Here is a 19,886-nt window from a genome sequence, read left to right as displayed (position 1 = left end):
TTCAAACCGAGGAGATCAGTATGAACCCGATCAATCCGCGCTACGGCGCTGCCGCCGGCTCCCAGGTCCTCTTCGACGAAGGCCTACGTCAGCATATGCTGCGCGTCTATAACTATATGGGCCTCGGCCTCGTCATCACAGGCATCGTCGCCTTCGTCGTCGGCTCAACGCCAGCACTCTACGTGCCGCTCTTCAACTCACAGCTGAAGTGGGTGGTGATGCTGGCGCCGCTCGCCTTCGTCTTCTTCTTCTCGTTCCGCATCCAGACGATGTCCGCCAGTACCGCGCAGATCACCTTCTGGGCCTTCTGCGCCGTGATGGGCCTGTCGCTCGCCTCCGTCTTCCTGGTCTTCACCAAGACGAGCATCGCGCAGACCTTCTTCATCACCGCCGCCATGTTCGGCGCAACCAGCCTCTACGGCTACACGGCAAAGCGTGATCTCTCGAAGATGGGCTCGTTCCTGATGATGGGCCTCTTCGGCATCATCATCGCCGGCGTCGTCAATATCTTCCTGGGTTCGAGCGCCCTGCAGTTCGCGATCTCCGTGATCGGCATCGTCGTCTTCGTCGGCCTCACCGCCTACGACACGCAGAACATCAAGGAACAGTATTCGGAAAACTATGACCAGGAATCGAACCAGAAACTCGCCGTCTTCGGCGCGCTCTCGCTCTACCTGAACTTCGTCAACATCTTCCAGCTTCTGCTCAACTTCACGGGCGAGCGGGAATAGGGACTGCGCTTCTGGGGGCAAAGGAAGCGCAAGAGCGCCTGGTCTGCAGTCTGTGACAGGATGGCGGGTCGGGTGCTCACTTAAGAGACGGCCGGGTCAACGCCCGGCCGTTTTCATTTTAAAGCGCATCGCGTTAAATCGGAATCATGCGACGCGCTTTAGGCCTTTGTTTTATGCGCGTCGTTTTCCCAAAACCGCTGCACACTTTTGGGCGACATGCATTAGATGATGCCCCAGGCGCGATAGCGGCCACGACCGGTGATCTCACGAATGCCGATCTCGTTGACAAGGTTCAGCGCGCCGCGCGGCGTGATACGCAGATGGCGGGCGATCATCGCCGCCGAGACCATCGGCCGCGACAGGATAAAGTCGGCAAGCTCCGGCAGGCTGCTGTTCGAACGGCGCCCGCGAAAGCGCAGCTCCATCTGCGTGCGCGCCAGCGTCAGCCGGTCGATCTCCTTGAGGCCGGCCATCGCACCCAGATGCATGGCCTCCAGAAAGGCCTGCAGCCGTGTGGCCCGATCACGCGCCCGACGGCGCTCATGACGCACCAGCTTCAGCCCGCCGTAAAAAGAAAAGAGATGCGAGGCGACCTTGCCGCGGGCGCGCAGATGGCTAGCGACCAGAAGGCCGCCGAGCCAATGCTGGCGCCGCAACGGCTCGATCCTTTCCCAGGCCTCAAAGAGGAGGACGGCTCCGAGAACCGGCGGCAAGCTGTCGGCCAATGGTTGTACGCTCCGCCACTCCGCAAGCCGCTCTTCTTCGTCCCACTCGTCGTCACCGAGCAAGCCGAGAGGATCTTCGTTGCGCCTTGCCGGGGCAATGGCGGCCGTCTCACCTGCCGGCGTTTTCCCCGTATGGATATCGAGCAGCTTCTGCGAACGGGCAAGCAGCGCATCGATCTCCGCCATCTCGGCAGCGAGCGGCCCATCTTTATCCTCGGCCTCTTCATCGGTCTCAACCGAAACGACGAGGCTCTTTGTGTCCTGCGCCTTCCCCTCCCCTTCCCCGGCGGTCGCGGTCAATGTGGCAAGCCCCGACGCGCCGAGTGCCCAGGTGGGTTCGCCGGTCCAGATGCGCCGGCGTGCCCGCAGAACGGAATGAGCGATCGTCAGTTCGTGGCTGGGAGCACGGCTATCCATATGCGCATCGTGTAAAACCAAATCCTCGACATGTACGAGTTCACCGGCCACCCAGAGCGCCCCGGCAGCATCGAAGAAATGGCTGCGTTCGGCAAAGCCCTCGCCGACCGATGAGCGCAACACCCGCTCATCCAGCCGCGCCAGCGCATCCTCTGCCGCAACAATGGTTGGGAGCAGGCTTTGGAGCATCGAACTGTCAATATCGTAGCGCATTGTTAAGCTTTACGGTTTTTCACAAATGGAAGCAAAACGCATGTTTCCTTCCGTCATGTATGACATGGTTAACAGTGTATTTCAACAAAAGGACTGGGGAAGTAGGCCGTTGAGATGTCTGATCGACCGGCCGCATATTCCTCTAATCGTCCCAGCTGGCGCGAGGCTTTTTCACGGATGTTCATCCGGTTTTCCTCGATGCCGGACCATTTGCCCGCATTAGCGCCATCAGCATCGGCCCAAGCGAGAACTCGCCGCGCTCCGCCCGCCGTGTGAGGTCACGCAGATAGCCGCCGGCCGAATTGATGTGCCCGCCCCTCTCCAGAATGCAGGCGATCACCGTGGCGGCGTTTTCCGGTCCCATGACGTCGCAGGCCAGCTGATAGGCGCTGGGGCTGACGCCCAGGGTTGAACGGACGATGACGGCCGCGGCCATCAGATCCCGCCAGCTGCCAATGCCTCCGCCCGGCCCATAAGCGACGATCTCGGGGCAAGCCTGCAGCACCATGGCAAGCGGGAAGGATTTCGGCGGCTCCCGCCACGGCTGCGGTTCTTCCTCCGGCTTTGCGCCCTGCTTCGTTTCGAAGCTTGGTTCAAGTTCAGATAGGGGGTGTGGGTTTGAATTATGTATGTGCCGACCGTTTTGGATATCATTGGCATCTGTTTTTTCTGTTTTCGTCTTCAATTCCAGCGTCTTGACGATCAACCCACGGAAGGCTTCGAGATCCGCCAGCAAGCTTTCCATCTCGGCGGCCGACGGACGGCGCGGCAAGCTTGCAGAAAGCAGGTTGAAATGCTTCTGCATCTCGATCCATTCGCCGGCAACTCTCTCTTCCAGCGCGATCTCGATCAGCTTGCCTATATCGCGCCGGCAAAGCGTCAGCCGCTCCCTCAAGCGTTTCCATTCGAGCTTGTCAGCGAGCACCTGAGCCGCCTGCGCCTCGATCTCACGGGCGCGCACCACGAGCGGCGCCAGGCTGAAGCCAAAAGCCTCTCCAAGCCCGCCTTCGCCGTTGCGGCGGGCAAAACGTTTCCCGTTCGGGCTATCCCTGCGGATGATTAGCCCGGCCTCCACCAGCATCGCCAGGTTCCGCCGCAGTGTCGTGCCGGCCATGCCGTGCGTGCGCAGCGACAGCTGCTCATTCGAAGGAAAGACGACGAAACCGTTGGCTTCGGCAATCTCGTTCTTCGGATAGAAGGTCAACAACGCGTTGAGCACAGCCAAGGCACGATCAGATACGCCGACCATCTCCTTCGCTTCGCAGAGCGCCCGAAAGATTTTCCACTTGTCGACCGATGCGTCTGGATCGACCTTGCTGGCGTTTTCTTGACTTGCCAGCATGCCAAGCGTCATCGATCGCCGCCCAAAGGGCGTCGATACATATTGAGGCTCCATGTCCTTCACCTTTTTTCAAGGCAAAAGAAACCTACCACCCAAAAGGATGCCGAAGACGCTTGACAGTGATTCGAGGAAGTGCGATTCTCAGATTGTCCAGATATGAGAAAGGCTTCCGCGGCGGCAACGTTCGGAGGCTTTTTTCTTTTGCGGCCTACTCTCCTGCTTGCAACTTGCCGGCCCGATAGGCTTCGTAAAGCTCATCGAGACGGCGTGAAATGTAAGCGCCGAAATCCGGCGCATCGCCTGTTTTCAACGCGATCGTGAAGGAATTGCCGGCGCTCTTGATTCGGCCGGCCATCTTGCCGCCGTTCTTCGGCTTCCAGTCATATTCCGTAGCGTCGGGCTTCGCCTCTTTTCTGGCGAGCTCGGCAATCAGCAGCTCGAAACGGCGGTCGCTCTCTTCCGCTAAGAAATTTTCCGAACCAATGAGATTCGCGAGCCGCGTCGCCGTCATCCCGTTCCAGTCCTGGGCAAGCGCCATCCATTTGCGTCGCCCGATGCCGGGTGCGGCGCCGATCGACCTCACGATGTCAGCGGGAATGGCTTTCGCGACAGATATCAGCTTCGATAGCTCCGTCTTATCAGTGGACAGCGCCTTCATGATAACAGGGCGCTCAAAGCCCTTGAGCTCGAGATTGAGGGCAAAGACAGCGCGCTCGATATAGGAAAGGTTCCGGCGAGCCGAATTCTCAATGCCCTGCGCGATGACCACATCGGTATCATCGAGCTTACGGACGATCGCCTGCACCTTGCGCCCGAGCAACTTGACAGCCTGCAGACGGCGATGACCGTAGGCGATCTGATAGCGGTCCTCGTCATTGGGATGGCGGCGAACGAGGATCGGCACCTCCTGGCCATTATCGGCAATCGACTGCACCAGCTCGTCTTCCATATCGAGCGGCTGGTCCGCAAGGCGGTCGCGAACAAAGGAGGAATCGATCAGCTCAGGATCAAGTTCGACGATGCGCTCGCCTGATAGCAAGGCCTCCTGCATCGCCCTGCTCTCTTCCTCCATACGGCCGAGGGTCAGGGCCATTGTCCGAACCGGCCCAGCCGATCCACGCGACGAAGGCTCCTCGTAGTTGGCCGCGGCCAACTCCTGCGCCGTATCGTCAAAAAGACCTTTCAGGCGATCGCGTCTGCTCATGTCCGGCCCCAGGCTTTGTGAATGCCGGCGAGAACCTCGCTGTTGGCGGCAGTAACCGATTCCAGCGCCCGATCATATGTCGAGCGGCGCACCTGCCCCTTCTCGATTTCGTAGAGCGTCTGCTTGGTCAGACCGGCATCGGCTATCGCCGTCGATTTCAGAATGGTCGCCGTCAACACATCATCGCTGAACAAGCTGCGCAACAGCGCAACGATCTGCGACTGCGGGGCATCGAAGGGTTCGTGACGGGTGACGATATACTTGATGAAATCATGCTGCAGATCGCCGCCGGCCTTGCGTACGACGGAGAGCAGATCCGAGGTCATCAGCAGGAACTGCGACATGGAGGCGACGTCGACCATCTGCGGATGGATGGTGATGAGCAGCGATGTTGCGGCGCAGACGGCGCCGAGCGTGAGGTAACCGAGCTGCGGCGGGCAGTCGATCACGACGACGTCGTAATCGGCCTCGACCTCGGCGATGGCAAGGCCAACGCGGCGGAAGAACAGCTCGCCCGGCTTCTGGCGATCATTGAGTGCCCGCGGCGTCTCATGCTCGAACTCCATCAGTTCGAGGTTGCCCGGCACCAGATCGAGCCCGTCGAAATAGGTCTTGCGGACTATTTCCTTCAGCGGTTTACGGCCCGCATCATAGCGGATGGCGCCATAGAGCGTATCACCGTCGGCAAGGTCGAATTCAGGCTGGACGCCAAGCATGGAAGAGAGCGAGGCCTGCGGATCGAGATCGATGGCGAGCACCCGGTAGCCCTCCAGCGCCAGATATTGCGCCAGATAAAGGGTCGTGGTGGTCTTGGCCGAGCCGCCTTTGAAATTGGTGACGGCAACCGTCTGCAGCTTCTCGCCGGGGCGCCGCCACGGCAGATAAGACAACGCATCCTTCGGCTTGAGCTTTGCCATATAATGGCGCAATTCATTGATCTGGCCGAGCGTATAGGAACGACGGCCATTCTGGGAAAGCTCCGGCTGGGGACCTTTGCCATCCAGCGACAGCTGGCGCAGATAACCGTCGGAAACGCCGATCATCTGAGCAGCTTCACCCGAAGAGAATGTCCGCAGCGTCTTCTGCGAGAGCGGCGGAAACAGCTTGTCGCGGAGGAGCTTCAGTTGCCGCGAAAGCTGGTTCGCATGCCGCTCGATCCGCACATCTGTCGTCGATACGCTAATGTTGTCCAAAACACCCAATCCTTTTCGATGCGCTTTTCTGTCAACATAGCGTCAAAAAGCGTATCGAAAATGACACGATTCGGGATTTGCGGCAATAACAGGGGCTTAAGGCTTCATCCTTGCCCGGTTGGCCGCGGCCAACTCCCTGCCCGCCCTTGCGGTGAGGCGGCTTTTTCGGCAAGACCGCCGGGACTCAACGGGAGAATATCCGCTTGAAGCATATCAATATCATCGGCATCGGCACGGGCAACCCGGAGCACCTCACCATACAGGCGATCAATGCAATGAACGCCGCTGACGTGATCTTCCTGCCGGTCAAGGGCGCAGGCAAGGAAGAACTCGCCGAGATCCGACGCGAGATCTGCGAACGCTATATCGCGCGGCCGGGTATCAGGATCTCAGAATTCCAGGTGCCGCAAAGGCAGACGGCAGAGCGAACCTATGCGCAAAGCGTCGATGCCTGGCACGGCGAAATCGCCCGTATCTATGGAGAGTTGATCTCCGACCTTCCGGAGGACGGCCGCGGCGCTTTTCTCGTCTGGGGCGATCCCAGTCTTTACGATAGCACGATCCGCATCATTGAACGCGTACGGCAGGGCGGCGATATTGAATTCGACTACAGCGTCGTTCCCGGCATCACCAGCATCCAGGCGCTCGCGGCCAGCCACAAAATCCCGGTCAACCTGGTCGGCAAACCGGTCGAGATCACCACGGGACGCAGGCTGGCGCGAGATGGGCTTCAGACCGACAGCACGATCGTCATGCTCGACGGCGAGCAGGCTTTTGCCAAGATCGACGATCTTGATGCCGAAATCTTCTGGGGCGCCTATCTCGGCACCAAGGATGAAATCGTCAGATCGGGACGGCTTGGCGATATTGCGGCTGATATTCTGTCGCTCCGGGCCGAGGCCAGGCAGCGACACGGCTGGATTATGGACATCTATCTGTTACGCAAGGGGCGGGATTTCGAGGATTAATCGACCCGAACCGTTTCCATCATGCTTTGCCGCGCCGGCTGCGATCGTATAAGAAATGGTCAGAGGATTGAGAATGGACAGCGAGGCCGCAACGGCGATCGACAGGAGAGGCGAGGTAGATCCGCACGGTCGCCAGGCCGCGAGGATACGCGCACGCGGCGCCTGCCCCGCTCTCGCGGCGCCGATGCCGACCGGAGACGGCTTGCTCGTGCGGCTGCGGCCGGCCGGCGGCGCGCTGACGCTGCCGCAATTCGCCGCCCTTGCCCGCTCCGCCGCATCGCATGGAAACGGCATTCTTGAGATCACCGCGCGCGGCAATCTGCAGATCCGCGGACTGCGGACTGAGACCGTCGGACAGCTCGCTGCCGATGTCGACGCCGCTGGCATTGTCGTGCCCGACGGGCCGCCAATCGAGACATCGCCGCTGCACGGCATCGACCCGGAAGAGGCAAACGATCCGGCCGCAATGGAAACGGCATTGCGTGGCACACTCCGCGATCTGCTTGGCTCACCGCAGCTCGCGCCAAAACTCTCGCTCGTCATCGACGGCGGTGGATCCTTCGGGTTGTCAGCTCTTTCCGCCGATATCCGTCTCGTCGCGCAATCGGCCGGATATTGGCTTGTCGCGATCAACGGCGACAGCGAGACTGCAACGCCGGTCGCAATCGGCTCGACGGAGGCGGCGATATCAGCCGTCGGCGACATTCTGGGCTTTCTGTCAGCCCTCGGGCAGGGCAAGCGCGCACGAGATATCGATCCAGTGCTTCTGCGGGCGCGTTTTCCCGCGATGGCTGACATTCATTTCGTACCGTCGCGCGCGGCAAAAATGCCGCTTTCCGGCCTGCACAGGCTGGCGGATGGCAAAACCGTGTTCGGAGTCCGGCCGGAATTCGGACAGGCGAGGGCGCCCGATCTGACCGCCCTACTCGATCTGGCAACGGCCGCCGGCGCAACCGCGATCCGACTTGCGCCTGGTCGCGGCTTTTTCTTCATCGGGCTTTCAGAAGATGCAGTGCCGGCTATCCAGATCGCCGCGGCCCGACATGGCTTCAGCGCGCAACCCGGCGATAACAGCGAGCAGATCGCCGCCTGCGCCGGCGCCGGAGCCTGTGGCTCTGCCTTCTACGAGACCAGAACTTTGGCGCGCCGTGTCATGACTGCGGCACCTGCCCTCTTCGATGGTTCGCTGATGCTGCATCTGTCCGGCTGCGCCAAGGGCTGCGCTCATGCGCGACCGGCGCTGACCCTGACGGGTTCGCCGGAGGGTTATGGCCTCATCCTCAACGGCTTTGCGGCGGATCAGCCGGACGAACGGATCGCTGGCGGTCGGATCGATTTCGCTATAGAGAGGCTCGCTCGGTTCATCGAAGACAATAGAGGTGCTGGCGAATCGGCTGCCGCCTGCCTTACACGGCTTGGCACAACCGGCGTTTCGAAGGCGCTGCGACAGGGATAGGAATGCCAGACTACGATTATATCCGCAGCGGCGACGCGATCTACGAGCGTTCCTTTGCGATCATCCGCGCCGAGGCCGACCTTTCGCGCTTCAGCAAAGATCAGGCCGAAATCGCCGTGCGCATGATCCATGCCTGCGGGCTGGTCGAAGCGGCGGAGCATTTCGTCTTTTCCGCCGATTTCGTCGACGCCGCCCGCGACGCGCTAAAGGCCGGGGCGCCGATCTTCTGCGATGCGGAAATGGTATCCCACGGCGTCACGCGAGCCCGGCTGCCGGCGCTGAACGAGGTCGTCTGTACGCTGCGCGATCCCGCTACACCGGAGCTTGCGCGTGAAACCGGCAATACTCGCTCGGCTGCCGCCATGCATCTCTGGCTCGACCGGCTCGGCGGAAGCGTCGTCGCGATCGGCAATGCACCGACCGCACTCTTCCATCTACTCGAACTCCTGCGCGACGGCGCCCCGAAACCTGCGGCGATCCTCGGCATGCCTGTGGGCTTCGTCGGTGCGGCGGAATCGAAGGATGCATTGGCGGAGAATTCCTACGGCGTACCCTTCGCCATCGTTCGGGGCCGGCTCGGCGGCAGCGCCATGACGGCAGCGGCCATCAATGCGCTCGCGAGGCCAGGCCTATGACGACATCAGGCCGCCTCATCGGCGTCGGCACGGGTCCCGGCGATCCGGAGCTGCTGACCCTCAAAGCCGTGCGCGCTATCGAGGGCGCTGATGTGATCGCTTATTTCGCCAAACAGGGCAGGGGCGGTAACGGCAAGGCGATCGTCGAACCGCTGCTGAAATCCGATGTGACGCTGCTGCCGCTCTACTATCCGGTGACGACCGAGATCGACAAGAACGATGAGCGCTATCAGAACCTGATCACCCAATTCTACGATCAGTCTGCGAAGGCTGTCGCCGGTCATCTCGATGCCGGGCTGACCGTTGCGGTCCTCAGCGAAGGCGATCCGCTCTTTTACGGCTCCTATATGCACCTGCATGTCAGGCTTTCCCAGCGCTACCCGACGGAGGTGATCCCCGGCATCAGCGCCATGTCGGGCTGCTGGTCGCTGGCGGGCATGCCGATCGTCCAGGGCGACGACGTGCTTTCCGTACTACCCGGTACGATGGCTGAGAACGAGCTGACACGCCGCCTTGCCGACACGCAAGCCGCTGTGATCATGAAAGTCGGACGCAATCTGCCGAAGATCCGCCGGGCCTTAACGGCAGCCGGCCGGCTTCACGAAGCCGTCTATGTCGAACGCGGCACGATGGCGAATGCGGCGATGGAAAAGCTCGCCGACAGGAGCGACGGCGATGCGCCGTATTTTTCGCTCGTACTGGTGCCGGGCTGGGAGGATAATCGATGAGCGGTCGGCTTTTCGTGATCGGCACAGGCCCTGGTAATCCCGAGCAGATGACGCCGGAGGCTTCGGCCGTCGTCGACCAGGCCACGGATTTCTTCGGCTACGGACCCTATCTCGACAGGCTGCAGCTCCGCCACGATCAGCTGCGGCATGCCTCGGACAATCGCGAGGAACTGGGAAGGGCAGGGGCAGCGCTCGCCATGGCAGCTGATGGCGCCAGGGTCTGCGTCGTCTCCGGCGGCGATCCCGGCGTCTTCGCCATGGCAGCAGCCGTGTGCGAGGCAATCGAGAATGGTCCCGCAGCATGGCGCTCGGTCGATCTCACCATCCTGCCTGGCATCACGGCGATGCTGGCGGTGGCCGCGAGAGCCGGGGCACCGCTTGGCCACGATTTCTGCGTAATCTCTCTATCAGACAACCTAAAGCCTTGGAATATAATAGAAAACCGCCTTGAACTCGCGGCAAAGGCAGGTTTCGTCATCGCGCTGTACAATCCGATCAGCCGGGCGCGGCCATGGCAGCTTGGCGAGGCCTTCAAGCTGCTGCGCGACCATCTGCCGGCTGCAACGCCGGTCATTTTCGGGCGCGCTGCGGGGCGGCCGGACGAGCGCATTGCGGTGCAGGCGCTTTCGCAGGCGGATGCGTCTTTAGCCGATATGGCAACCTGCGTCATCATCGGCTCGGCCGAGACACGGATCGTCGCGCGGGCCGGCAGGCCGGATCTCGTCTATACACCGCGGTTCATGGCAGGGGGAAACAGGTGATCGATCACCGCCAGCGCCGCCTCGACGGATTCGACCGCAGTGACCTTGGACACCGGCGCGCGCGCGACCATCACCACCTCGATACCGAGCAGGCGGGCTGCCTCGATCTTCGCATAGGTGACCGCACCACCGCTGTTCTTGGCAATGATGACATCGATCTCGTGTTGCCTCAGCAAAGCACATTCGCCTTCCAGCGAGAACGGACCGCGATCAATCACATAGTCGACATTGGCAAGTGCAAGCGGCGGTTCGACGGGATCGACGCTCCGAATGAGGTAGCTGTGCTGCGGCGCCGCTTCCGCATGATGCGCCCCCTGCCGGCCGGTCGCCAGGAAGACATGTCGCGGGGAGGGGCCGAGCGCTTCGATGGCAGCCGGAATGCTTTGCACCTCTCGCCAGCGATCGTCGGGCAAGCGTTGCCATTCGGGCCGGCGCAAAGCGATCGCAGCGATACCGGTGGTTTGGGCGGCAAAGGCGGCATTGGCCGAAATCTGCTCGGCGAAAGGATGAGTGGCATCGATCAGCAGATCATATTCGCCGGCTCTCAGGAAATCGGCAAGCGCCGCAGCGCCGCCAAAACCACCGATGCGAACAGGAACCGGCTGCACGGCCGGTTTTTCGGTGCGTCCGGCAAGCGACAGAAGAACATCGCAATTATCACGTGCCGCGAGCGCCTCGGCCAGCAAGCGAGCCTCGCTGGTGCCGCCGAGGATCAGGATGCGGGGTCTTCCCATGTCTGATGTCTCTCCTGCATCCGGCCAGCGCTGGCTGACTATTATCGGCATCGGTGAGGATGGTCCAGAAGGGCTGGGCGAGGAGGCGAAGAGGTTGATCGCGACCGCACCCGCCGTCTTCGGCGGGGCGCGGCATCATATGCTCGCGGCGTCGCTGATATCAGGCGAGAGGCTTTCCTGGCAAAGCCCGTTCGAGCGCTCGGTTGATGCGGTCCTTGAGCGGCGTGGCACGCCTGTCGTCGTGCTCGCATCCGGCGATCCCTTCCTCTACGGCGTCGGCGCAACGCTCTCCCGCCACGTGGCAGCGGAAGAGATGCGCATCATCCCCGCTCCCTCGGCCTTCAGCCTTGCTGCGTCCCGTCTCGGCTGGCCGCTGCAGGACGTCGCGACGATCTCGCTGCACGGACGACCGATCGACCTGATCCGGCCGCATCTGCACCCCGGACGGCGCATCCTCGCGCTCACCTCGGACGAGAAAGGACCCGGCGAACTGGCTGCCTTGCTTGTCGCTGCCGGCTTCGGTCAGTCGCAGCTTACCGTGCTCGAGGCGCTTGGCGGCGCTCGGGAACGGCAAAGAAGCGCTGTGGCTGCGGATTTCGATCTCCTGGATATCGATCCCCTGAACGTCTGCGCCGTCGATGTTGCGGCAGGGGAGGGGGCTCGCATTCTGCCTTTTGCCGCAGGGCTCGAGGACGAGCTGTTCGAACATGACGGGCAGATCACCAAACGCGAAATCCGGGCAATGACGCTTTCGGCGCTGGCGCCGCGTCATGGGGAACTGCTCTGGGATATCGGCGCCGGCTCAGGATCGATCGGCATCGAATGGATGCTCGCCGAGCCCAGCCTGAAGGCGATCGCCGTCGAGCAATCGCCGGAGCGGGCCGCACGTGTCGCCCGCAACGCATCCGCTTTCGGCGTGCCGCATCTTGCCGTCGTCGAAGGTGCTGCACCCCTTGCGCTGAAGGGCCTGCCGGAACCCGATGCGATCTTCCTCGGCGGCGGCAGCAGCGAACCAGGCGTTATCGATGTCGTGCTTGCCGCGCTGAAGCGGGGAGGGCGGCTCGTTGCCAACGCCGTCACCCTGGAGATGGAGGCCGTGCTGCTGGCCGAACACGCAAAACGCGGCGGCTTGCTGACGCGGATCGAGATATCGCGCGCCCAGCCCATCGGCGGCATGAGCGGTTGGCGGCCGGCAATGCCGGTGACGCAGTGGCGCTGGACGAAAGGATGACGAGATGACGGTGCATTTCATCGGCGCGGGGCCGGGAGCGGCGGATCTAATTACGGTTCGCGGCCGCGATCTCATCGCCCGATGCCCGGTCTGCCTCTATGCCGGATCGATCGTTTCGCCCGAATTGCTGCAATATTGCCCGCCGGGCGCGCGCATCGTTGATACGGCGCCGATGTCGCTCGACGAGATCGAGGCGGAATATCTTCGCGCCGCTACTGCCGGCCACGATGTCGCCCGCCTGCATTCCGGCGATCTCTCCGTCTGGAGTGCGGTCGCCGAGCAGGTGCGCCGCCTGCAAAAACACGGCATTGCCTATACGATGACGCCCGGTGTTCCGGCTTTTGCCGCCGCAGCCTCGGCGCTCGGGCGCGAGTTGACCATCCCGGCCGTGGCGCAGAGCCTCGTGCTGACCCGCGTTTCCGGCCGCGCTTCGCCGATGCCGAACGACGAGACGCTCGCGAAATTCGGCGCAACGGGCGCGACTCTCGCAGTCCACCTAGCGATCCACGCGCTGAAGCAAGTGGTCGAGGAATTGACGCCGCTTTACGGCGCCGACTGCCCAGTTGCGATCGTCGTCAAGGCCTCCTGGGCAGACGAACGCATCCTGCGTGGCACACTCGCCAATATCGAGGCAAGGGTTGCGGCCGAACCGATCGAACGCACGGCGATCATCTTCGTCGGCCCCTCGCTTGCAGCAGAGGATTTTCGTGAGAGCTCGCTCTATGATCCGGCCTATCAGCGCCGGTTCAGAGGCCGGGAATAACTTCCGATAATTTGGCCGCGCTGGCAGCGCGGCTTCTCGTGACGATAAGTCATTGCGGAGCCTGACGCCGTTAGGAACACCAGGCGACGCTCCCGCTCAGATCTCAAACCCTCGCGCTGAGATAGTCCATGCTGGTGCGAAGCGCAGCGGCCGGATCCTTGACCGCATGCACCTCTGCCGCGAAGGGTTCGAAGGAGAACGGACCATTATAGCCCGCCTGCAGCAGCGCCTTGATCTGTCCGGCATTGTCGAGCCGGTCGTGGCCATCCACGAGCACGCGATGGGAATCGCGCATATCGGAAACGGAGACGGAAGGATTGCTGACGCCGGAAATATGGACGAGGCCGGTCAGTTCAGGGAAGGTCGCGGCTTCGCCGGCAAGGTGATGGTGGAAGGTGTCGTGGACGAGCTTGAAGGTCGCCTGCGCCCCAAGCTCCTTGATTGCTTCAGACGCTTCGGTCTTCGAGCGCAGCGAGCAGATCTCGAAACCGAGCGGCTCGACGAGACCGATGATGCCGGCCTTATCAAGCATCGGCTTCAGCGCGGACAGAGCCTCGCGCAGGTTGGCCTGCCGTTCGCCATCGGCGCAGCCGGTGCCGTCGTTCTTGGGAACGAGGACGAGCGCCTTGGCGCCGGATGCGCTGGCATAATCGATCAGTTCCTGAGCTTCTTTACCGCGGGTTTCATTCCATTCGTTGAATCGCTGCAGGGCGTTGATCGAAATGATCGTCAGAGCATGGCGGTCTGCCGCTTGTCTGATCGCTTCCGGCTTCGTGCCGTCGAGAATCGCATTGCCGGAAAGGTCGTTGCGGATCTCGACGGAATCGATGCCGAGTGCCTTTGCCAGCGCGAAGAAATCATCGATGGCAAGCGACGGGGCTGCCATATGGTTGAGCGCAAAGCGGATCGAAGTCATGACGGATATCTCCTCCTGATCTCCGCGCCAGGGCGGAGCAGTCGTCGTGAATGGGTGAAGCGAATCTCTATCGGAATTCGCCCGGCAATCCATCCGTCATCGCCCGCGCCCGCCATCATTGCTGAAAGAATTTCAGCCGCAATGATAGAATTCCATCATTTCTCAGATGTTCTCTGAGACATAGATGTCGAAAGGCAGGAAGGATTGGCCGGGAACGGCAGCCTCACCGTGCTCGATCGCACCGATCATCAGCGATATCAGCTCCTTGCAAAGAGCGGGCAGCGGAGTGGCGACCACCATCGTGACGATATCGTCGGCAAGGCCGGCCTTGCTCTCCGGCGTCAACTCGTTGACGACGAGTACGATCCGACCGCCGACACCCTCTTCGCGGAATGCCGAAATCGCTCCCTCCATGCCGCCGCCGCAGACATAGAGGCCGACGAGATCGGGATGCTTCTGCAGAAGCGTCAGCGTCGCCTCATGGGTGATTTCGGCGGTCTCGAGATTGATCAGCGTTTCGACGACATCAAATTCCGGCGCGTTCTCGCGAAAATAGGAGCGGAAACCGATCTCGCGCAGCTCATGGCCGTGGAAGCGGTGGCTGCCGACGAAACATGCGACCTTGCCGGGCTTGTCAGCCGTCCGCGCGATCGTCCATGCAGCGGTGCGCCCGGCCTTGCGGTTGTTGACGCCGACATAAGCATCGCGCACGCCCGTGGCGAGATCGGAGAGCAGCGAGAAGACAGGGATGCCGCGCTCCTTCAGCTCCTCGACCGCGGTCGTCACCGCCGGATAATCAGGACCGACCACCGCGACGGCCTGGTTGCGAGCGCCGAGCGCCTTGATCTTTTCGTTGATGGCAGCGGGCGTCGTCGCGGAGGGGTATTCGATCTGGATCTGGAGACGGGCGGTGGTGACGGCGCGCGCTGCCGCATCGATCTCGCGGGCGAAGTTCTGGTAGAAGGATTGCGTCGGTTTCTGCAGCAGGAAGGCAAGCCTATATTGCGGCAAGTCCTCGAAAACCCGCTGCCTGATGAGGCCGACGGCATGATAGCCGATCGCCTGCGCCGCATCATAGACCCGCCGCGCCGTTTCCTCCCGCACGCGATGGCGGGCATTGAGAACGCGGTCGACGGTGGCGACACTGACGCCGGAGGCGCGAGCGAGATCGGATATGGTGGGGCGACGCATGGGCGGTCCTGATGGATTCAATCATTGATGCAAGCCATTTTTGATGGCTTTTGATAGATTATATCAAGCCTGCATTGAGCGCCCTCCAAAGTCAACTTATTCTCCTCGGCAACAGAATAGCGGGAGGCGGATGATGGCGGTCCAGACGAAGAAACGTGACTACGACCTGCTCGGCGAAAGCGGCCGGGTCGCCGTCGAGACGGGGCTGGCGGCGGCCGAGTGGTATCACACCGATATTCCGCGCAAGGAGATGAAGGCGCTGATGCAGCGCTCCGATGCGCCGGCGATCCGCGACACGATCATCTGGCTCGGCAGCATGGCGATCCTTGCCGGGCTCGGCATCTATTTCTGGGGCTCGTGGATCGCTGTGCCCTTCTTCCTCGCCTATGGCGTGCTCTACGGCTCGGCCTCCGACAGCCGCTGGCACGAATGCGGCCACGGCACCGCCTTCAAGACGCGTTGGATGAACGATACCGTCTATCAGATCGCCTGCTTCATGATCATGCGCAATCCGGTGACCTGGCGCTGGAGCCATGCGCGCCACCACACCGATACCGTCATCGTCGGCCGCGACCCCGAGATCGCCGTCATGCGGCCGCCGGACCTCTTCCGGCTGATCCTCAATTTCTTCGGCATTCTCGATGTATGGCACGCGATCGTCGACATGCTGCGCAATGCTTTCGGCGGTGTCAGCGCCGCGGAAAAGACCTTCATTCCCGAGATGGAGCAGCCGAAGGCCGTCCGTTTCGCCCGTATCTGGCTCGCGATCTATCTCGCGACGATCGCAGTCGCGGTCGCCTCGGGCTCGATCCTGCCGCTGATGCTGATCGGCCTGCCGCGCCTCTACGGCGCCTGGCACCATGTGCTGACCGGTCTGCTGCAGCATGGCGGTCTTGCCGACAATGTGATCGACCACCGGCTGAACAGCCGCACCGTCTGCATGAACCCAATCAGCCGCTTCATCTACTGGAACATGAACTACCACGTCGAACATCACATGTTCCCGATGGTGCCCTACCATGCGCTGCCCAGGCTGCATGCGATGATCAAGCACGACCTGCCGGCGCCGAATCCATCGATCTGGTCCGGCTATCGCGAGATGCTCCCGGCCTTCCTGCGCCAGTTGCGCAACGAGGATTACTTCCTGAAGCGCGAACTGCCGGCCACCGCACGGCCCTATCGCGGGGAATTCCACAACGAGCTGGCCCCGGCCGCGCAATAATCACAATCGAGGGAGGACGAGATGAGCGGAAACTGGATCCAGGTTTGCGGCAAGGATGAGATCGACGAGGAGGATGTCATCCGCTTCGACCATGACGGGCGCACCTTCGCGGTCTATCGCAGCCCGGACGACGGATTCTTCGCGACCGACGGGCTCTGCACGCATGAACAGGTCCACCTCGCCGACGGGCTTGTCATGGATGAGATCATCGAATGTCCGAAACATAACGGCCGCTTCAATTACAAGACGGGCGAGGCCAAGGGTGCGCCGGTCTGCGTGAACCTCAAGACCTATCCGGTCAAGATCGAAGGCGACGCCGTCTTCATCTCCGTGTGAGGGAGGCCAGCATGGTTCATTTCGTCATCATTGGAGCAGGCGAGTGCGGGGCGCGTGCGGCCTTCGCCTTGCGGGAAAAGGGTTTTGCCGGCGAGATAACGCTTGTCGGCGCCGAGCCCCTTCACCCTTATGAGCGGCCGCCGCTTTCGAAAGCCGGTCCCGCCGATGCGGCCGATCCGAAATTCATCGCCGCTGCGGAAAAATACGCCGAAAACGGCATCCAACTGCAGACTGGGCTGGAGGCGAGGGATCTCTACACCGCATCCAAGACCGTCACACTGTCCGACGGCACAACGCTCTCCTATGACAAGCTTCTGCTGGCGACGGGTGCGAGTGCGCGCTCGTTCCCCGGCGCGCCGGAGGGAAGCCCACATATTCGCGCGCTGAGGACACATCAGGACGCAGTTGTGCTGCGCAATGCGATGAAGCCGGGGCGGCATATCGCGATCATCGGTGGCGGCTTCATCGGACTGGAACTGGCGGCTACCGCACGGCTGCTCGGCGTCGACGTGACTGTCATCGAGGGATTGGAGCGCGTGCTGAAACGCGGCGTACCGGAGGAGATCGCCCATCCGCTGGCGGAGCGCCACCGCGCCGAGGGCGTCGATATCCGCTGCGGCGTCTCGATCCAGGCTCTGATCGAAGACAACGGGAAAGCCCGGATCAGATTGTCGACCGGCGAGACGATCGAAGCCGATCTCGTCCTCGTCGGCATCGGCGCGCGGCCGAATGTCGAGATCGCCGAAAGGGCAGGTCTCGAGATCGATAATGGCATTGCTGTCGACACCTATCTACAGACCTCAACACCTGACGTCTTTGCAGCCGGCGACTGCTGCTCTTTTCCGCTATCGATTTATGGCGGCCGGCGGGTGCGGCTCGAATCCTGGCGCAATGCTCAGGAGCAGGGCACATTGGCCGCGGCCAACATGCTCGGCCTCGAGGTAGCCATTTCGGCAGTGCCGTGGTTCTGGTCGGATCAATACGACATGACGCTGCAGATATCGGGCCTTGCGGAAGGGGCTGTCACCCATCTGCGCCGCGATCTCGGCCCCGGCGCTTTTATTCTTTTCCATCTCGACGCGGATGGTCGGTTGATCGCTGCGAGCGGCATCGGGCCGGGCAATGCCGTAGCGCGCGACATTAGGCTCGCCGAAATGCTGATCGCAGCGCGCGCTCATCCCGATCCTGCTGCGCTGGCAGCCAGCGACGTCAAGCTGAAATCCCTGCTGGCCGCCTGAGCCGCCTCTATTTTTCAAAGGAATTGACGATGAAGAAACATAAGCGCGCGACGGTCGCCGATCTGCTTGCGGAAAAGGGCAAGCGCCAGCTCACCATGCTGCGCGTCACTTCCTTGGAGGAGGCGGAAGCCGCCGAAAAGGCCGGGATCGATATCGTTTCGGTGCCGCCCTCGTTGCTCGGTCCGGTCTTTCGCGAAATCGCCCCCACACCGTTTGCCATTCCGGGGCTCGAATATGGCGACCATATCTCGGCCGAAGACTATCTCCGCGCGGCCTTTGCGGCATTGAAGGCGGGCGGCGATGCGGTCTATTGCGCCGCGAGCCTGCAGACGATCCGGCGCATGCGCGACGAGGGCATTCCGGTCTGCGGCCATCTCGGGCTGATCCCTTCCAAGGCGACCTGGACCGGCGGCTTCCGCGCCGTCGGCAAGACGGCGGCGAGTGCAGCCGAGATCTGGCGCCAGACCAAGGCGCTGGAAGAGGCCGGCGCTTTCGCCGCTGAAATTGAAGTCGTTCCGGGGGATGTCGCTGCCGCGATCAGCAGCAATACTTCGATGCTGATGATCTCCATGGGAGCCGGCAGTGGCTGCGATGCCCAATATCTCTTCGCCGACGACGTGCTCGGCGCCAATCGCGACCACTATCCCCGCCATGCCAAGGTCTATCGCAACTTCGCGGACGAACACGATCGGCTGCAGCGCGAGCGCATCGCCGCCTTCACGGAATTCGTCGAGGATGTCAGGACCGGCGCCTATCCGGAAAAGCGCCATCTCGTCGGCATCGACGAAGCGGAGCTGAAGACTTTTCTGGACCAGTTGAAGGCAGGCAACACCTGAGCCAGCCGCGCCTGTTTACTCGATGATGTGGGAGACCCCGCGAAGTCGCCTCCTCTCCATTGGCTTCGGCCATAGCCTGTGTCAGGAATGATCCGTTCGATTCATTCGGAACGGAGTATTCGATCCCCTGTGACGATCGGCTTTGCGCATGCGGAATTGATTGCGGTGCTCGTCGCGGTGACGGGGGACGAGCCGCGCGTGATGACCATCCGCTCCGGCGACGCACTGCCTTCCGGCCCCTTCGAGATGGGGCACCGCACCCTGCAATCCGGCCTGCGCGAATGGGTGCAGGAGCAGACGGAGCACCCTGTCGGCTATCTCGAACAGCTCTATACCTTCGCCGACCGTGACCGGAACAACGACATCCCGGGCGGTCGGACGATCTCGATCAGCTATCTCGGCCTCGTCAACGAGCAGTCGGGTGCGGGCCGGCCAGGATGGCATGGCTGGTACGAATATTTTCCCTGGGAAGACCATCGGCAGGGCCGGCCGGCCGTGCTCGACGAGATCATGGCGCGCCTCGGGAGCTGGGCCGATGCCGATCCGGCAAGGCGCGACCACCGTCATCGCCGGGCGGATTTTACCTTCGGCCTCGACGGCGGCGGCTGGAACGAGGATCTGGCGCTGCAACGCTACGAACTGCTTTACGAGGCGGGGCTTGTCGCAGAAGCCGGATGCGCAGCCGCGGCCAATCTTGGCCGGGCGATGTTTGCCGATCACCGCCGCATTCTCGCCACCGGGATCGCACGGCTGCGCGCCAAGATCAAATATCGCCCCGTTGTCTTCGAGCTCATGCCTGACAGTTTCACGCTGCTGAGACTGCAGCGCACCATCGAGGCTCTCGCCGGGCTGACGCTGCACAAGCAGAATTTCCGCCGCCTGATCGAGCAGCAGGAACTGGTCGAGGAAACCGGAGGAACTGAGAGCGAAACCGGCGGCCGGCCGGCCAAGCTCTTCCGCTTCCGCCACACGGTGCTCGAAGAACGCGCGCTGGCAGGAACGAAATTACCGCTCTCCCGCAATTGACATATGCTCACGGTGAGAAT

Annotated in this window: 20 protein-coding genes; 13 read left to right on the top strand and 7 right to left on the bottom strand. The window is 62.1% G+C overall.

Annotated features, from left to right (window positions below):
* Positions 1–20: 20 nt before the first annotated feature.
* A complete protein-coding gene (locus tag EFQ99_RS02000) occupies positions 21–731 on the top strand; it encodes a Bax inhibitor-1/YccA family protein (protein WP_126918982.1) in 711 nt (236 codons plus the stop codon).
* Positions 732–952: 221 nt separating this feature from the next.
* Here EFQ99_RS02000 and EFQ99_RS01995 read toward each other — a convergent pair whose 3' ends face one another.
* The 4 genes from EFQ99_RS01995 to repA all read right to left on the bottom strand — a co-directional run bounded on the left by EFQ99_RS01995 (position 953) and on the right by repA (position 5,825).
* Positions 953–2,086, bottom strand: a complete 1,134-nt coding sequence (locus EFQ99_RS01995) for an RHE_PE00001 family protein (protein WP_126918981.1) — start codon at positions 2,084–2,086, stop codon at positions 953–955.
* Between the two features lie 181 nt (positions 2,087–2,267).
* The gene (gene repC, locus EFQ99_RS01990; RefSeq protein ID WP_126918980.1) at positions 2,268–3,482 is read right to left on the bottom strand and encodes a plasmid replication protein RepC; all 1,215 of its coding nucleotides are present in this window, start codon (positions 3,480–3,482) and stop codon (positions 2,268–2,270) included.
* Between the two features lie 154 nt (positions 3,483–3,636).
* Positions 3,637–4,632, bottom strand: coding sequence for a plasmid partitioning protein RepB (gene repB / locus EFQ99_RS01985; RefSeq protein WP_126918979.1), 996 nt, complete (start codon positions 4,630–4,632; stop codon positions 3,637–3,639).
* Positions 4,629–5,825 carry a plasmid partitioning protein RepA gene (gene repA, locus EFQ99_RS01980; RefSeq protein WP_126918978.1) on the bottom strand — a complete coding sequence of 399 codons (1,197 nt, stop codon included), beginning with the start codon at positions 5,823–5,825 and terminating at the stop codon, positions 4,629–4,631. The genes repB and repA overlap by 4 nt, the downstream gene beginning before the upstream one ends.
* 203 nt (positions 5,826–6,028) lie before the next feature.
* On the opposite strand from repA, the gene cobF reads away from it, so the two are divergent.
* From cobF to EFQ99_RS01950, 5 genes are all read left to right on the top strand, one after another.
* A complete protein-coding gene (gene cobF / locus EFQ99_RS01970) occupies positions 6,029–6,793 on the top strand; it encodes a precorrin-6A synthase (deacetylating) (protein WP_126918976.1) in 765 nt (254 codons plus the stop codon).
* 73 nt (positions 6,794–6,866) lie between these two features.
* Positions 6,867–8,249, top strand: a complete 1,383-nt coding sequence (gene cobG / locus EFQ99_RS01965; protein ID WP_126918975.1) for a precorrin-3B synthase — start codon at positions 6,867–6,869, stop codon at positions 8,247–8,249.
* Between the two features lie 2 nt (positions 8,250–8,251).
* Entirely contained in the window at positions 8,252–8,884 is a 633-nt protein-coding gene (locus tag EFQ99_RS01960; protein WP_126918974.1) for a precorrin-8X methylmutase, read from the top strand.
* Positions 8,881–9,612 (top strand): precorrin-2 C(20)-methyltransferase, encoded by a 732-nt coding sequence (locus EFQ99_RS01955; protein WP_126918973.1) that lies wholly within the window; start codon positions 8,881–8,883, stop codon positions 9,610–9,612. Before EFQ99_RS01960 ends, EFQ99_RS01955 begins: the two co-directional genes overlap by 4 nt.
* Positions 9,609–10,373 carry a precorrin-3B C(17)-methyltransferase gene (locus EFQ99_RS01950; RefSeq protein ID WP_126918972.1) on the top strand — a complete coding sequence of 255 codons (765 nt, stop codon included), beginning with the start codon at positions 9,609–9,611 and terminating at the stop codon, positions 10,371–10,373. Before EFQ99_RS01955 ends, EFQ99_RS01950 begins: the two co-directional genes overlap by 4 nt.
* Here the strand turns inward: EFQ99_RS01950 and EFQ99_RS01945 are convergent.
* The gene (locus EFQ99_RS01945) at positions 10,337–11,107 is read right to left on the bottom strand and encodes a cobalt-precorrin-6A reductase (protein ID WP_126918971.1); all 771 of its coding nucleotides are present in this window, start codon (positions 11,105–11,107) and stop codon (positions 10,337–10,339) included. The genes EFQ99_RS01950 and EFQ99_RS01945 overlap by 37 nt on opposite strands.
* On the opposite strand from EFQ99_RS01945, the gene cbiE reads away from it, so the two are divergent.
* Both cbiE and cobM read left to right on the top strand, forming a co-directional pair.
* A complete protein-coding gene (gene cbiE, locus EFQ99_RS01940; RefSeq protein WP_126918970.1) occupies positions 11,106–12,338 on the top strand; it encodes a precorrin-6y C5,15-methyltransferase (decarboxylating) subunit CbiE in 1,233 nt (410 codons plus the stop codon). The genes EFQ99_RS01945 and cbiE overlap by 2 nt on opposite strands.
* A gap of 4 nt (positions 12,339–12,342) precedes the next feature.
* Positions 12,343–13,101 (top strand): precorrin-4 C(11)-methyltransferase, encoded by a 759-nt coding sequence (gene cobM, locus EFQ99_RS01935; RefSeq protein WP_126918969.1) that lies wholly within the window; start codon positions 12,343–12,345, stop codon positions 13,099–13,101.
* Positions 13,102–13,204: 103 nt separating this feature from the next.
* Here the strand turns inward: cobM and EFQ99_RS01930 are convergent, their stop codons facing one another.
* Positions 13,205–14,017 (bottom strand): TIM barrel protein, encoded by an 813-nt coding sequence (locus tag EFQ99_RS01930; RefSeq protein ID WP_126918968.1) that lies wholly within the window; start codon positions 14,015–14,017, stop codon positions 13,205–13,207.
* A 162-nt stretch (positions 14,018–14,179) separates the two neighbouring features.
* A complete protein-coding gene (locus tag EFQ99_RS01925) occupies positions 14,180–15,208 on the bottom strand; it encodes a LacI family DNA-binding transcriptional regulator (protein ID WP_126918967.1) in 1,029 nt (342 codons plus the stop codon).
* A 133-nt stretch (positions 15,209–15,341) separates the two neighbouring features.
* Here EFQ99_RS01925 and EFQ99_RS01920 point away from each other — a divergent pair, with 133 nt between their 5' ends.
* The 5 genes from EFQ99_RS01920 to EFQ99_RS01900 all read left to right on the top strand — a co-directional run bounded on the left by EFQ99_RS01920 (position 15,342) and on the right by EFQ99_RS01900 (position 19,866).
* Positions 15,342–16,430, top strand: a complete 1,089-nt coding sequence (locus tag EFQ99_RS01920; RefSeq protein WP_126918966.1) for a fatty acid desaturase family protein — start codon at positions 15,342–15,344, stop codon at positions 16,428–16,430.
* 21 nt (positions 16,431–16,451) lie between these two features.
* Positions 16,452–16,766, top strand: a complete 315-nt coding sequence (locus EFQ99_RS01915) for a MocE family 2Fe-2S type ferredoxin (RefSeq protein WP_126918965.1) — start codon at positions 16,452–16,454, stop codon at positions 16,764–16,766.
* A gap of 11 nt (positions 16,767–16,777) precedes the next feature.
* Entirely contained in the window at positions 16,778–18,004 is a 1,227-nt protein-coding gene (locus EFQ99_RS01910) for an NAD(P)/FAD-dependent oxidoreductase (protein WP_126918964.1), read from the top strand.
* 29 nt (positions 18,005–18,033) lie between these two features.
* On the top strand, positions 18,034–18,840 hold the full coding sequence (locus EFQ99_RS01905) for a 3-methyl-2-oxobutanoate hydroxymethyltransferase (RefSeq protein WP_126918963.1): 807 nt from the start codon (positions 18,034–18,036) through the stop codon (positions 18,838–18,840).
* Positions 18,841–18,969: 129 nt separating this feature from the next.
* The gene (locus EFQ99_RS01900) at positions 18,970–19,866 is read left to right on the top strand and encodes an NUDIX hydrolase (protein WP_126918962.1); all 897 of its coding nucleotides are present in this window, start codon (positions 18,970–18,972) and stop codon (positions 19,864–19,866) included.
* Positions 19,867–19,886: the final 20 nt, after the last annotated feature.

The sequence above is a fragment of the Rhizobium vallis genome, from assembly GCF_003985155.1.
Classification (GTDB): domain Bacteria; phylum Pseudomonadota; class Alphaproteobacteria; order Rhizobiales; family Rhizobiaceae; genus Rhizobium; species Rhizobium vallis.
Note: the sequence above shows the minus strand (reverse complement) of the source record. Positions and strands in the feature narration are given on the sequence as shown.

Bases quoted from the DNA above. Each gene is read 5' to 3' on its own strand.
- EFQ99_RS02000 (WP_126918982.1), top strand. From the start codon at position 21: ATGAACCCGATCAATCCGCGCTACGGCGCTGCCGCCGGCTCCCAGGTC.
- EFQ99_RS01995 (WP_126918981.1), bottom strand. From the start codon at position 2,086: ATGCGCTACGATATTGACAGTTCGATGCTCCAAAGCCTGCTCCCAACC.
- repC (WP_126918980.1), bottom strand. From the start codon at position 3,482: ATGGAGCCTCAATATGTATCGACGCCCTTTGGGCGGCGATCGATGACG.
- repB (WP_126918979.1), bottom strand. From the start codon at position 4,632: ATGAGCAGACGCGATCGCCTGAAAGGTCTTTTTGACGATACGGCGCAG.
- cobG (WP_126918975.1), top strand. From the start codon at position 6,867: ATGGACAGCGAGGCCGCAACGGCGATCGACAGGAGAGGCGAGGTAGAT.
- EFQ99_RS01960 (WP_126918974.1), top strand. From the start codon at position 8,252: ATGCCAGACTACGATTATATCCGCAGCGGCGACGCGATCTACGAGCGT.
- EFQ99_RS01955 (WP_126918973.1), top strand. From the start codon at position 8,881: ATGACGACATCAGGCCGCCTCATCGGCGTCGGCACGGGTCCCGGCGAT.
- EFQ99_RS01950 (WP_126918972.1), top strand. From the start codon at position 9,609: ATGAGCGGTCGGCTTTTCGTGATCGGCACAGGCCCTGGTAATCCCGAG.
- cbiE (WP_126918970.1), top strand. From the start codon at position 11,106: ATGTCTGATGTCTCTCCTGCATCCGGCCAGCGCTGGCTGACTATTATC.
- EFQ99_RS01945 (WP_126918971.1), bottom strand. From the start codon at position 11,107: ATGGGAAGACCCCGCATCCTGATCCTCGGCGGCACCAGCGAGGCTCGC.
- cobM (WP_126918969.1), top strand. From the start codon at position 12,343: ATGACGGTGCATTTCATCGGCGCGGGGCCGGGAGCGGCGGATCTAATT.
- EFQ99_RS01930 (WP_126918968.1), bottom strand. From the start codon at position 14,017: ATGACTTCGATCCGCTTTGCGCTCAACCATATGGCAGCCCCGTCGCTT.
- EFQ99_RS01925 (WP_126918967.1), bottom strand. From the start codon at position 15,208: ATGCGTCGCCCCACCATATCCGATCTCGCTCGCGCCTCCGGCGTCAGT.
- EFQ99_RS01920 (WP_126918966.1), top strand. From the start codon at position 15,342: ATGGCGGTCCAGACGAAGAAACGTGACTACGACCTGCTCGGCGAAAGC.
- EFQ99_RS01915 (WP_126918965.1), top strand. From the start codon at position 16,452: ATGAGCGGAAACTGGATCCAGGTTTGCGGCAAGGATGAGATCGACGAG.
- EFQ99_RS01910 (WP_126918964.1), top strand. From the start codon at position 16,778: ATGGTTCATTTCGTCATCATTGGAGCAGGCGAGTGCGGGGCGCGTGCG.
- EFQ99_RS01905 (WP_126918963.1), top strand. From the start codon at position 18,034: ATGAAGAAACATAAGCGCGCGACGGTCGCCGATCTGCTTGCGGAAAAG.